Source organism: Paeniglutamicibacter sulfureus (assembly GCF_039535115.1).
Taxonomy (GTDB): domain Bacteria; phylum Actinomycetota; class Actinomycetes; order Actinomycetales; family Micrococcaceae; genus Paeniglutamicibacter; species Paeniglutamicibacter sulfureus.
On sequence record NZ_BAAAWO010000001.1, the window covers coordinates 224,635 to 237,537 of the forward strand.

Below are 12,903 nucleotides of genomic sequence, written 5' to 3' on the forward strand. Positions count from 1 at the left end.
GCGAGAGGAGTCCCCGTGAGCAATGTGGACAGTTTTGGTGCCAAGGGCGTATTGGACGTCAAGGGCAACGAATATGAAATTTACCGGCTGAACGCCGTCGAAGGTGCGCAAAGCCTTCCGTACAGCCTCAAGGTTCTTTTGGAGAACCTGCTTCGCACCGAAGATGGCGCGAACATCACTGCAGAACACGTCAAGGCCGTAGGCCAGTGGGATGCAAACGCAGAACCGAACACCGAAATCCAATTCACCCCTGCACGCGTCTTGATGCAGGACTTCACCGGTGTTCCTTGCATCGTTGACCTCGCCACCATGCGCGAGGCAGTCAAGGAACTTGGCGGAGACCCGACTCGGGTGAACCCGTTGGCTCCAGCAGAAATGGTCATCGACCACTCGGTGCAGATCGACGTTGCCGGCAACGCCGGTGCCCTCGAGCGCAACATGGAAATCGAATACCAGCGCAACGGGGAGCGTTACCAGTTCCTGCGTTGGGGCCAGACCGCATTTGATGACTTCAAGGTAGTTCCCCCGGGAACCGGCATCGTGCACCAGGTCAACATCGAGTTCCTGGCTCGCACCGTGATGACCCGCGAAGTCAATGGCGTGCTTCGCGCGTACCCCGACACCTGCGTCGGCACCGACTCCCACACCACCATGGTTAACGGCATGGGCGTGCTGGGCTGGGGCGTTGGCGGCATCGAGGCCGAGGCAGCAATGCTCGGCCAGCCCGTCTCCATGCTGATCCCGCGCGTTGTCGGCTTCAAGCTCAACGGATCGATCCCCGCTGGTGCCACCGCTACCGACGTCGTGCTGACCATCACCGAAATGCTGCGCAAGCACGGTGTCGTCGGCAAGTTCGTCGAATTCTACGGTGAAGGCGTTGCCCAGGTTCCGCTGGCAAACCGCGCTACCATCGGCAACATGTCCCCGGAATTCGGTTCCACCGCGGCCATGTTCCCGATCGATGACGTCACCCTGGATTACCTGCGCCTGACCGGCCGCTCCGCCGAAAACGTGGCCCTCGTTGAGGCCTACGCCAAGGAACAGGGCATGTGGCACGATCCGAGCCGCGAGATCCGCTTCTCAGAGTTCCTCGAGCTCGACCTGTCGACGGTGGTTCCCTCCATCGCCGGCCCGAAGCGTCCGCAGGACCGCATCGAGCTTTCCGGCGCCAAGGAGCAGTTCCGCAAGGACATCCACAACTACGCCGCCGGTGCAGCCGACGAACTGAACATCGGTCGCCCGTCGACCAGCGTTGAGGTCACCAAGGCCGATGGAACGAGCTTCTCCATCGACCACGGTCTGGTCTCGATCGCTTCGATCACCTCCTGCACCAACACCTCCAACCCCTCCGTCATGCTTGCCGCAGCCCTGCTGGCACGCAAGGCAGTGGAAAAGGGTCTGGTGTCCAAGCCGTGGGTCAAGACTTCTGTCGCCCCGGGCTCCAAGGTCGTCACCGAGTACTACGAAAAGTCCGGCCTCATGCCGTACCTGGAGAAGCTTGGCTTCTTCATCGTGGGCTACGGCTGCGCAACCTGCATCGGCAACTCCGGCCCGCTGGATGCCGAGATCTCCGAGGCCATTCAGGCCCACGACCTCTCCGCAACCGCAGTGCTCTCGGGTAACCGCAACTTCGAAGGCCGCATCAACCCGGACGTGAAGATGAACTACCTGGCGTCCCCGCCGTTGGTCATCGCTTACGCCCTGGCCGGCACCATGGACTTCGACTTCGAAACCGATTCCCTGGGCACCGACACGGACGGCAACGAGGTGTTCCTCAAGGACATCTGGCCGAGCCCGACCGAGGTTCAGGCAACGATGGATTCTTCCATCGATGAGGGCATGTTCGCCAAGGGTTACGAAGGTGTCTTCGACGGCGACGATCGCTGGAAGGCGCTCGACACCCCGGCAGGCAACACCTTCGAGTGGGCAGAGGATTCGACCTACGTCCGCAAGCCCCCGTACTTCGATGGCATGACGGCAACTCCGGAGCCGGTCAAGAACATCGAGGGCGCCCGCGTGCTGCTGAAGCTGGGCGATTCGGTCACCACCGACCACATCTCCCCGGCCGGTTCGTTCAAGTCCGATTCCCCGGCGGGGCAGTACCTCCTGGCCAACGGCGTGGACCGCAAGGACTTCAACTCCTACGGCTCGCGCCGTGGCAACCACGAGGTCATGATTCGCGGTACCTTCGCGAACATCCGTATCCGCAACCAGATCCTGGACAACGTCGAAGGTGGCTTCACCCGCGACTTCACCCAGGAAGGCGCACCGCAGGCCTACGTCTACGACGCTGCGCAGAACTACGCTGCAGCAGGCACCCCGCTGGTCGTCCTGGGCGGCAAGGAATACGGTTCGGGCTCCTCGCGTGACTGGGCAGCCAAGGGCACCGCACTGCTGGGCGTCAAGGCAGTCATCACCGAGTCCTTCGAGCGTATTCACCGCTCCAACCTGATCGGCATGGGCGTTCTGCCCCTGCAGTTCCCGGTTGGCGAAAACGCCGAGACCTTGGGCCTGACCGGCACCGAAACCTTCGCAGTCGAGGGAGTGACCGAACTCAACAACGGCACCACCCCCAAGACCCTGAAGGTCACCGCCGTGGCGGAAGACGGCAAGACCGTCTCCTTCGATGCCGTCCTGCGCATCGATACCCCGGGCGAAGCAGATTACTACCGCAACGGTGGCATCCTGCAGTACGTCCTGCGTCAGATCTCCGCCAACTAATCTAGTTAGCGAAGATCCACGCTCGCAAGGGCGGGCCGATCCGGAGAAATCCGGGTCGGCCCGCCCTTGTGGCGTTAACGCCGGGGGGGTTGGCTTGTCGAAACGTACGCCCGGGGATGCGGCCGATGGAAGAATTCATCCGGCTCGGCTTCTGTGCGGGAGCCCGCGCCCTGCAGGGAATCCCTGGGGCTGACTCACGTATGAAAGCGATACAGAATTCCTCTGTATCGGGACACCGCGAAGAGCTGCTGTGGCATATCCATGGCAACCAATCTGGTTTTGGGCTTTACTGGTTCTACACCCATTGTTGCCATTGGAACGAGGTCGAAAATCATGGATTCAGGCCAGCTGGTGTGGACCATCGTCATAATCGTTGTCGTACTGGTCGTCATTGGACTAGTACTTTTCTTTGGCCAACGACGCAAGAAGGAGAAGGACCACGAGCGGGCGGAAACCCTCCGCCAGTCGGCGGCCGACGAGCAGCTCAATGCACGGGAGAGCGAAGCCAAGTCTGCCAGGGCGGCAGCGGACGCCAAGCAAGCCCAGGTTGACGCCGACCGCCTCCAGGAAGAAGCCCGCAACCAGAATGCCGAAGCCCAGTCGGCACGGGCCAGTGCACAGGAGCAGGCCAACAAGGCCAATGCGCTTGACCCTAACGCCGAAACCAGGGGTACCCGGGATGGCGATGCGTCCGAGGCCGGACGGGACCCGCTCAGGGATCCCGATCAGCCGACGCAGTCAAATCCCTCCGGGGGAACCGAAAACGGTGGGCGCCATCGGGACGAGGGTGTCACCGGGCACTGACACGTCATCCGGCTCCGCCCTGCATCCATGACATGACGTTGGTCTGTGACACAGCGTGCAGGCGGGAACACCGATGCGGCGCCGGCGGTCATCCGGGTTCCAGGGGACTAACCGGAAGTCGTTCCGAGATCATCGTTCAACATCGCAACCCGGGCTGCGATGTCATCACGCAGGAATTCCATGCGCTCGCGCTCGGTGCCCAGCTCCGCCGGCGCTTCGGCGGGAACCCAGCGTTCCATCGCGACCCCCTCAAGGTCGGGGACCTGTGCCTCGCCCACGATGACGACCCGGTCCGCGGCACGCAGCACTTCCTCGGTCAATGCGGTCGGTACCTCTGCGCGCATGTCGGCGCCGACTTCTTCCACCACGGAGGCGGCCAGTTCATTGATGTGGTGGGCCGGAATGAGTCCGGCGGATTTCACCGCAACGGAATCTCCTGCGGCCTGGCGCAGTAGCGCCGCGGCAATTTGCGACTTCCCGCCATTGGTGTTGCAAACGAAGAGTACCGAGGGGGTCTGGGGGCTCGAAGTGCTCATGGGGCTGTGGATCCTAGGGCTTGGCGGGGGATGATCAAGGGCAGGGTTTGCCCGCAACTTGATCCTACGCAAGGGTGGCTTCCTCGATCCAGCGCCCGCTGAAGGTGGGGCGGGACACTGTGGCGTGCACCGCCATGGTGCCCGGCGGCAAGGGACGAGCGGTAAGATTGAACGGGTATTTGCCACTGCGAAAGGACTGCCTCCGTGCCACTGCTTCCGACCATCAAGGAACCGCGGGACCTTCGTGGCCTGGACGCGGCTAAAATGCACCAGCTGGCCAAGGAAATCCGGTCATTCCTGATCAAGAACGTTGCCCGCACAGGGGGACACCTGGGCCCCAACCTCGGTGTGGTCGAGTTGACCCTGGGCATCCACCGGGCCTTCGATTCACCCACCGACTCCATCATCTTTGACACCGGGCACCAGTCCTATGTCCACAAGCTGCTGACCGGGCGCCAGGACTTCTCCACGCTGCGCCAACAGGGCGGGCTCTCCGGGTATCCCGAACGCGCCGAATCGGTGCACGACATCGTAGAGTCCTCCCACGCCTCCTCCTCGCTGTCCTGGGCCGACGGGATCTCCCGGGCCCGCAAGCTCACCGGGGAAGCCGACCGCTACGTTGTCGCCCTGGTAGGCGACGGCGCCCTGACCGGCGGCATGGCCTGGGAAGCGGTCAACAACATCGCTGCCGACAAGGACCGCCGCGTGGTCATCGTGGTCAACGACAACGGCCGCTCCTACGCCCCGACCATTGGCGGACTCGCCGACCAGTTGGCCGGCCTGCGCCAGCGCCTGGACATGTTCCGAACGCACCCGGCCTACGAAAACACCATGGACAGGCTCAAGAGCCGCCTGAAGGATTCAGGTCCCGTGGGCCAGTTCACCTACAAGTCCCTGCATGCCACCAAGAAGGGCATCAAGGACTGGTGGGCACCCCAGGGCCTGTTCGAGGACCTGGGCATGAAGTACATCGGCCCCATCGACGGGCACAACCAGACGGCCGTCGACCAGGCGCTGCAGCAGGCCCGCAACTACGGCGGACCCGTCCTGGTGCACGCGCTGACGGAAAAGGGCCGCGGCTATGCACCTGCCCGCGCCGACGAGGCCGACCAGTTCCACGCGGTGGGCGTCATCGACCCGCAGACCGGCGAACCCGTATCCAAGGCCTCTGCCCGGTCCTGGACTTCGGTCTTCGGCGAGGAAATCGCCGACATCGCCGACGAACGCAGCGACATCGTTGCCATCACCGGCGCGATGCTGCAGCCGGTGGGCCTGAAGACCATGTCCGAACGCCACCCCGAACGGGTGCTGGACGTGGGCATCGCCGAACAACACGCGATGACCTCCGCCGCGGGCCTGGCCTTCGGCGGGCTGCACCCGGTGGTGTGCGTCTATGCTACGTTCCTGAACCGGGCGTTCGACCAGCTGCTCATGGACGTGGCCCTGCACAAGGCCGGCGTCACCGTGGTGCTGGACCGCGCCGGGGTCACCGGGCCGGACGGGCCCAGCCACCACGGCATGTGGGACATGGCGCTGATGCAGATCGTGCCGAACCTGCACCTGGCAGCTCCGCGCGATGCGGTGCGGCTGCGCGAGGAACTGCGCGAGGCCGTGGCCATCAAGGACGCGCCCTCGGTGGTCCGATTCTCCAAGGGCAGCGTCGGCCCGGAAATTGTCGCCATCCAGCGCCTGCACGACGGCGTGGACGTGCTCGCCAAGCTCGGAAGCGGCGAGGAACGCGACGTGCTGGTCGTTTCGGTCGGCGCCATGAGCGAACTCTGCCTGGATGTCGCCGCCCGGCTCAACGCCCAGGGCATCACGGTCACCGTGGTCGACCCGCGCTGGGTGCTTCCGGTGCCGCGCTCCATCATCGGCCTGGCTGCCCGCCACCGCATCGTGGTGTGCGTCGAGGACGGTGTCCGCGCAGGCGGCGTGGGTTCGCGTATCCGTCAGGAAATGCGTGCGGCGGGCGTCGACACGGCACTGAACGAGGTGGGCCTGCCCACCGAGTTCCTGGCCCACGGCACCCGCGACGAAGTCTTGGAACGAGTGGGACTCACCGCCGACCGGATCGCCAACGACACCTTGGCCCAGGTGCTGGGCACCAAGGTCCCGTTCGCCCGACCGCTGCCCGGAGCAGAGATGCCCACCGGACAGATTCCCCAGCTGTGAATGCAGCAGCACCGGTGCCCGCGGGCTTGCCGCGGGACCCTGCCGGAGCCGGCCCCGGGGACCTGGTGGTTGCCAGGGCCTGGAAATACGACGGGCACCCGCACTGGGTGGTGCCCGGGCGCTACCTCGGCGCCGACGACCACGGCCACTGGATCTACCAGCCCGCCGGCTCGCTGGTCTCGCGTCCCGGCCACGGACACTGGGCCGACACCGATGCGGTCTGCCTGGTGCCCCGTGCCGGGCAATGGCTGGGCACGTTCTACGACGACCCCGCCGAGGACTTCCGCGTGTACCTCGACCTGTCGACCCAGATCGGTTGGCGCAAACTGGCCCGCGGCGGATGGGAAGCCAACTCCGTGGACATGGACCTCGACGTCATAGACTCGCGCTCACGCGGCATCTTCCTCGACGACGAGGACGAATTCGCCCAGCACAGCGCATCCATGGGCTACCCGCAGGAACTGGTGTCGTGCATCAGCGACGAGGCCAGCCGCCTGCTCGCCTCGCTCGGCGGGGCACACGCCCCCTTTGACGGCACCGCGACCGGTTGGCTCGCACGCGGCCGTACGGCATTTTCAGACTCATCATCCCGCTAAGGAGCACCACCGCATGTCAATAGTCCGCACCTACCGCCGCGACGAAGACGGAACCCTGTACTTCCGCGAGGCCTGGTTCTCCACCTACGAGGGCGAAGAACTCGGCCAGTTCGTCGTGAACCACGGCACCGTGGGGCACCAGTCGAAGACCGAGACCGCCAAGGACGTCACCGCGGCGACGGCCGAGGGACTGCTGGCGGCGTTCACCGAAGCCTGCCAGGAGGACGGCTTCATGCCGCTGGCCGAGGAAGACCAGGGGTGGGTCATCGTGCAGTACGCGCTGAAGACCGCCACCGGCACCGACAGGGACAAGTACCTGGAAACCACCGCGAAGGAAGCACTCGTCGGCCACCTGGCCTGGCGCGGCCTGGGCACCGTGGAGTCCTCCGACTACGCCCCGCACAAGCTGAACATCCGCATCCTCTCCCCGGAGCCGAAGAAGGCAGTTGCTGCCATCAAGACCTGCCTGCGCGAGGCCAAGCTGGACTTCACCAAGCTGTCGATCGCGACCGCGCCGTTCGAGGACGTCGAGAAGCCCCGGCAGGCCTACCCGCTGCCGGCCAAGGCTCCGTTCACCCTGGCCTAGCAACCCGGACACAATGCCCGGCAACGAGGAATGGCGAGTTCTAGCGGTCGTTGCAACACCCCAGATCTTTGGGAGTTGCAACGACCGTGTCGTCTTTAACGAAGAAATCACCAACCGATAAGAATCCTTCAACGCCCCGGAAGTACTCGGCCGAGGACCACGACCGATTCCTGAGTGTCTTGGACCGGACCCGGAACGTATCTGCTGCAGCCGCGGAGCTCGGGTTCAATCCAAATAAGTGCTACCAGTGGGCCCGCGAACTCACCCCAGGCATCAAATCCTCAGTCCATGGCGCCCGCGGCAAGAAGAAGGCCAAATACACCCAGGAGCAGAAAGACCAGTTCTTCACCGCGCTGGAGCGACTTGGCAACGTTTCGGTTGCCGCCCGCGAGGTCGGTATCCCCGCAGGCACCTGTTTCCAATGGGCATACAAGTCCGGAGCGGCCGTGAAGGGGACCCATGCCGGCAAACGGGAAGAGTTCCTGCGACTGCGCGGCACCGGTCTATCTCGCCGGGAGGCTGCCACGTCCGTTGGGGTTCACGTAACCACGTCAAAGGAATGGGACGCCGGCATTCGCAAGACCGGCGACCGACGCTATTACCCGGACGGTCGGGTTGTCGACTACAAACAAGGGGTGACTACTTATAATCCAGTCGAGGGTTCGTCCTTCATGGCTCCGTTTCCAGGGCTTGCCGCGCTGGAGAAACCAATCAGCGACCGCTACCTCTCCCTTTCCGAACGCGAGCAGATCCGAGACCTGCTCGCGGTCGACTCCTCGATGCGTGCCATCGCCAGGGCGCTAGGACGGCCGGTCTCGACGGTGAGCCGGGAGATCCGCCGCAACACCGGTCCCAACGGCTACCAGCCCTATGCTGCGCACCGTGCAGCGGCCAAACGCCGACCACGACCCAAGACCAGCAAGCTCTCTTGCGAGGGAACCTTACGAAAATACGTGGGGGCCAAGTTGCTTCTAGGCTGGTCACCGGAGCAAATCAGTAACAGGCTGAGGAAGATGCTCCCCGACAGGTTGGAGTTTCACGTGTGCGCTGAAACGATCTATCAGGCTCTCTACTTCCAGGCCCGTGGCGGTCTCAAGCGAGAGGTGGCCACAGCGTTAAGGACCGGCCGAACTCGCCGCAAGCCACGCACCGATCCGGAGAAGCGCACCAGCCGGTTCCGGGACCCGATGATCAACATCTCCGAGCGTCCCGCCGAAATTGAGGACCGTGCCGTGCCAGGGCACTGGGAAGGGGACCTGATCACGGGGACGCTGAATCAGTCCGCGATTGCGACTCTGGTCGAGCGAACTACCCGTTTTGTCATGCTCGTTCACCTCGACGGTGATCACACCGCCGCAACCGTTCGCGACGGCCTGATCAAGAGCATGGGTGGGCTGCCCGAGCTGCTGAGAGGGTCCCTGACCTGGGACCAGGGCGCCGAGATGGCGACGCACAAGGCTTTCTCCATGGCCACGGACATGGATGTCTACTTCTGCGATCCAGCCAGCCCCTGGCAGCGCGGATCCAACGAGAACACGAACGGGTTGCTGCGCCAATACTTCCCTAAAGGAACTGACCTCGGCGTCCATGGTCCCGAGGAACTCGAGCGGGTCGCTCGCCTGCTCAACGGACGTCCACGCAAAACGCTCGGCTGGGATACCCCGACCGAGCGCCTGCGTGAACTACTGTTGGCAGCCTAGCCACCTGGTGTTGCAACGATCCCTAGAATTCAAGAATCGCTGCCGGGCATTGTGCTGTCCGGGTCAGGTCCACCGGCAGGGATCAGCTGCCCGCAGCCGCCGTGCACCGGGCCAGCAGCGCTTCGGCACCCGCGCCGTCCAGCTGTCCGCAATAGGCTCCGCGTCCGGCCATGGCCATCACCAGCGCCATCGTTGTGCCCCTGGCCAGTGGGCCCGCACCCGTGGCGAAAGGACCGTCGGTCGCCTCGAGCCGCAAACCGGCAATGTTCGTCTTGCTCGAAACGGTGAAATCCCGTTGGGCCAGGAAAACCGCGAGAGCGGTGGCGGCCTCCGGATCGACGTCGTGTTCGATTCCCAAGGGCTCGCGGATGTCCTGGCCGTGGATGAGGACTTCGCCCAACCACGCCTCGACCGGACCGAATGTCGAGGTGGTGCTGGTGAGGATCGCGCGAAAACGTGCCAACGTTTCGGCAGGTGTTGCCCCGCGGTGCTCGGACAGGCGCCTGTCATTGTGCAGGTCGAAATTGAACCTGGCGCCCAGTACGCTGGCCATCCAGCGAGCCGGGCCCACACTTGCCGCGGCACTCAGGTGTGCCACGACCTCTTCCACGCTCCAGCGCCCGCACAACGATGTCGTAGCCCACTGTTTGTCCTCGAGCCCGTCGAGGTCGCGGGCCAGGGCGGTGCGCTCGGCGTGCGCCCACGACCAGAGCCGGGCGCGTGGGATGTTTTTCGACAAGGTTTCTCCGAACGTAGGCAACGTGGCGTGGTCGAGAAGTCTAGCAAGCCGGTACGGACCGGTGCTGCGAACCCGGGCGCCGTGATGCGCGGGGCCAATGTGCAGGGAATGGAAATCGAAGGGCCGTGGCTGCTCGAAGACGGGGGAGTCCTGAGGTGCTCGCGGCCAGGGCGGGGCGCGTGGCCGTGGTGCGGGACTTCCTCGCCGTGCTCACGCCCGGCCAATTGGCCTTGCTGCGCGAGAACCCCTGGAATCCCCAACACCCGGAGACGATTCTGAGTTGCCTCCACACGATCCTGCAGGAGGAATGGGACCACCACCGCTTTGCGGTGCGCGACCTCGATGCCATCGATTCCAGGTCATGAAAAAGGGCGGGGCGCCCTCACCGGTTTCCTGGCAAGGGGCGCCCCGCCCCAAATGCGGCGGCCTCAAGGGCACGCCGGTGTTGCTATTTAGTCGGTGCCCGAATCAAACGCGGCACGCTCGAGGGCGCGGTCGGAAGCCAATTCGTCGGCGTCGACCGCCTCGGCGTCAACGATTGCCGATGCACCGCCGGCTTCCAGCTTGCCGACCAGCTTCACGGTCTTCTCGCCGAGCAGGCCCTGGTTGGCGTACTGCTCCAGGCGCGAGCGGGAATCGGCGATGTCCAGGTTGCGCATGGTCAGCTGGCCGATGCGGTCCAGAGGGCCGAACGCGGAGTCGCCAACGCGCTCCATGGACAGCTTGTCCGGGTGGTAGCTGAGGTTCGGTCCCGTGGTGTCCAGCACCGTGTAGTCGTCGCCGCGGCGCAGGCGCACGGTGACGGTGCCGGTGACGGCGGATCCGACCCAGCGCTGCAGGGACTCGCGCAGCATCAGTGCCTGCGGGTCCAGCCAACGGCCTTCGTACATCAGGCGGCCCAGGCGGCGGCCCTCTGCGTGGTAGTTGGCCACGGTGTCTTCGTTGTGGATCGCATTGAGCAGGCGCTCGTAGGTGATGTGCAGCAGCGCCATGGCCGGGGCCTCGTAGATGCCGCGGGACTTCGCCTCGATGATGCGGTTTTCGATCTGGTCGCTCATGCCCAGTCCGTGGCGGCCACCGATCTTGTTGGCCTCGTCGACCAGCGCAACGGCATTCTCGAAACGGACGCCGTTGATGGCGACCGGACGGCCGGCCTCGAAGGTCACGGAGACGTCCTCGGTCTTGACCTCGACCGATTCGTCCCAGTAGCGCACGCCCATGATCGGCTGGACCGATTCCAGCGAGGTGTTCAGCAGTTCGAGGGTCTTGGCCTCGTGGGTGGCGCCCCAGATGTTGGCGTCGGTGGAGTATGCCTTTTCGGCGGAGTCGCGGTACGGGAAGTCGCGCTCAACGAGCCATTCGCTCATTTCCGAGCGGCCGCCGAGCTCCTGCACGAAGGCCGGGTCAAGCCACGGCTTGTAGATGCGCAGCTTCGGGTTCGAGAGCAGGCCGTAGCGGTAGAACCGCTCGATGTCATTGCCCTTGTAGGTCGAGCCGTCGCCCCAAACGTCAACGCCGTCTTCGCGCATGGCGCGCACCAGCAGGGTGCCGGTGACGGCACGGCCCAGCGGGGTGGTGTTGAAGTAGGCCTTTCCGCCGGAGCGGATGTGGAAGGCGCCGCAGGCCAGGGCAACGAGGCCCTCTTCGACCAAGGCGGGCTTGCAGTCGACCAGGCGGGCGGCCTCTGCACCGTATTCCAGGGCGCGGCCCGGAACGGCGTCGATGTTCGGCTCATCGTATTGGCCGAGGTCTCCGGTGTACGTGTAAGGGATGGCACCCTTTTCACGCATCCAGGCAACGGCGACGGAAGTATCAAGGCCACCGGAGAACGCGATACCTACGCGTTCGCCAACGGGCAGGGAGGTGAGGACTTTAGACATAACCCCCATCTTAAGGGTTCATGGGCGTTTACCGTGAACCCACGCCGCCTCGGCCCCGACACACTGTGCCGCCCGGCATGGTGCATGCTTGAATGCTTAGGCGGGCACAGCAAGCCGCCTCCATGCCTTCCGCGCACGCGCAGGGCATTGGCCAAGGGACCACCGGTGAAAGGACTAATGCGCATGGGCGCCATGGAATACCGTCGATTGGGAGCATCCGGACTCGTGGTTTCGGCCGTGGGGCTGGGGTGCAACAACCTGGGCAGGGCAGGCACCGCGACCGAGGAACAGGCCGGCACCGACGCCGTCATCAACGCCGCCCTTGAGTCGGGAATCACATTCTTTGACGTCGCGGACACCTACGGCAGGGAGCCCGGGCTGTCCGAGACCATGCTCGGCAAGGCACTGGGGCAGCGGCGCGACGAGGTGGTCATCGGCACCAAGTTCGGCATGGACATGGGCGGCGCCAACGGCAACGACTTCGGTGCCCGCGGCTCGCGGCGCTACATCGTGCGGGCAGTCGAGGCATCGCTGCGGCGGCTCGGCACGGACTACATCGACCTCTACCAATTCCACACCCCGGACCAGCTCACGCCCATTGGGGAGACCCTTGCCGCGCTCGATGACCTGGTGTCAGCCGGCAAGGTGCGCTACATCGGGCACTCGAACCGCGCCGGGTGGCAGATCGCCGAGGCCGAGTTCACCGCACGCGCCGCGGGCGGGGCACGCTTCGTCTCCACGCAGAACCACTACAACCTGCTCGATCGGCGTGCCGAGCTCGAGGTGGCACCGGCCGCGCAGGCGTACTCGCTGGGCCTGCTGCCCTACTTCCCGCTGGCCAACGGGCTGCTGACCGGCAAGTACTCCGGCGGCTCCGCCCCGGAAGGCTCCAGGCTGACCCACGCCCGACGGCACCTGATGGACACCGCCGACTTCGGCCAGCTGCGCGACTTCGGTGCGTTCGCCGCCGCCCGCGGACTGAGCGAACTGGAGGTCGCATTCTCCTGGCTGGCATCCCGTCCCGCCGTGGCCAGCGTCATTGCCGGGGCCACCCGCCCCGAACAAGTGAAGCAGAACGCCGCCTCCGCCGGTTGGAAGCCAGGCGCCGAGGACCTTGCCGAGCTGGACGCGATCTTCCCGGCCGTGCCCAAGATCGCGCTCTTCTAGCC

General features: G+C 64.9%; 11 protein-coding genes. 8 read left to right on the top strand and 3 right to left on the bottom strand.

Translation table 11 applies throughout. The annotated features are described in order from the left end of the window. The first annotated feature begins 15 nt into the window (after positions 1–15). Both acnA and ABD687_RS00940 read left to right on the top strand, forming a co-directional pair. The gene (gene acnA, locus ABD687_RS00935; RefSeq protein ID WP_310288033.1) at positions 16–2,721 is read left to right on the top strand and encodes an aconitate hydratase AcnA; all 2,706 of its coding nucleotides are present in this window, start codon (positions 16–18) and stop codon (positions 2,719–2,721) included. A 333-nt stretch (positions 2,722–3,054) separates the two neighbouring features. After that, positions 3,055–3,525, top strand: coding sequence for a hypothetical protein (locus tag ABD687_RS00940; RefSeq protein WP_310288030.1), 471 nt, complete (start codon positions 3,055–3,057; stop codon positions 3,523–3,525). 107 nt (positions 3,526–3,632) lie between these two features. On the opposite strand, the gene ABD687_RS00945 is transcribed toward ABD687_RS00940, so the two are convergent. Then, on the bottom strand, positions 3,633–4,061 hold the full coding sequence (locus tag ABD687_RS00945) for an arsenate-mycothiol transferase ArsC (RefSeq protein WP_310288028.1): 429 nt from the start codon (positions 4,059–4,061) through the stop codon (positions 3,633–3,635). A gap of 204 nt (positions 4,062–4,265) precedes the next feature. Between ABD687_RS00945 and dxs the strand changes: the two genes are divergently transcribed. From dxs to ABD687_RS00965, 4 genes are all read left to right on the top strand, one after another. Next, positions 4,266–6,233 carry a 1-deoxy-D-xylulose-5-phosphate synthase gene (dxs, locus tag ABD687_RS00950; protein WP_310288026.1) on the top strand — a complete coding sequence of 656 codons (1,968 nt, stop codon included), beginning with the start codon at positions 4,266–4,268 and terminating at the stop codon, positions 6,231–6,233. Then, positions 6,230–6,829 (top strand): DUF402 domain-containing protein, encoded by a 600-nt coding sequence (locus ABD687_RS00955; RefSeq protein ID WP_310288023.1) that lies wholly within the window; start codon positions 6,230–6,232, stop codon positions 6,827–6,829. The genes dxs and ABD687_RS00955 overlap by 4 nt, the downstream gene beginning before the upstream one ends. Before the next feature lie 13 nt (positions 6,830–6,842). Further along, positions 6,843–7,415: a hypothetical protein gene (locus tag ABD687_RS00960; protein WP_310288018.1), complete on the top strand. Its 573-nt coding sequence runs from the start codon at positions 6,843–6,845 to the stop codon at positions 7,413–7,415. A gap of 488 nt (positions 7,416–7,903) precedes the next feature. Continuing rightward, the gene (locus ABD687_RS00965) at positions 7,904–9,115 is read left to right on the top strand and encodes an IS30 family transposase (RefSeq protein WP_425566783.1); all 1,212 of its coding nucleotides are present in this window, start codon (positions 7,904–7,906) and stop codon (positions 9,113–9,115) included. 82 nt (positions 9,116–9,197) lie between these two features. Here ABD687_RS00965 and ABD687_RS00970 read toward each other — a convergent pair whose 3' ends face one another. Further along, entirely contained in the window at positions 9,198–9,854 is a 657-nt protein-coding gene (locus ABD687_RS00970; RefSeq protein WP_310288015.1) for a maleylpyruvate isomerase family mycothiol-dependent enzyme, read from the bottom strand. Positions 9,855–9,979: 125 nt separating this feature from the next. On the opposite strand from ABD687_RS00970, the gene ABD687_RS00975 reads away from it, so the two are divergent. Next, positions 9,980–10,219 carry a DinB family protein gene (locus tag ABD687_RS00975; protein WP_310288012.1) on the top strand — a complete coding sequence of 80 codons (240 nt, stop codon included), beginning with the start codon at positions 9,980–9,982 and terminating at the stop codon, positions 10,217–10,219. A gap of 87 nt (positions 10,220–10,306) precedes the next feature. Here the strand turns inward: ABD687_RS00975 and argG are convergent, their stop codons facing one another. After that, on the bottom strand, positions 10,307–11,734 hold the full coding sequence (gene argG / locus ABD687_RS00980) for an argininosuccinate synthase (RefSeq protein WP_264270665.1): 1,428 nt from the start codon (positions 11,732–11,734) through the stop codon (positions 10,307–10,309). Positions 11,735–11,926: 192 nt separating this feature from the next. Here argG and ABD687_RS00985 point away from each other — a divergent pair, with 192 nt between their 5' ends. Then, positions 11,927–12,901 carry an aldo/keto reductase gene (locus tag ABD687_RS00985; RefSeq protein WP_310293343.1) on the top strand — a complete coding sequence of 325 codons (975 nt, stop codon included), beginning with the start codon at positions 11,927–11,929 and terminating at the stop codon, positions 12,899–12,901. The last annotated feature ends 2 nt before the right edge of the window (positions 12,902–12,903 follow it).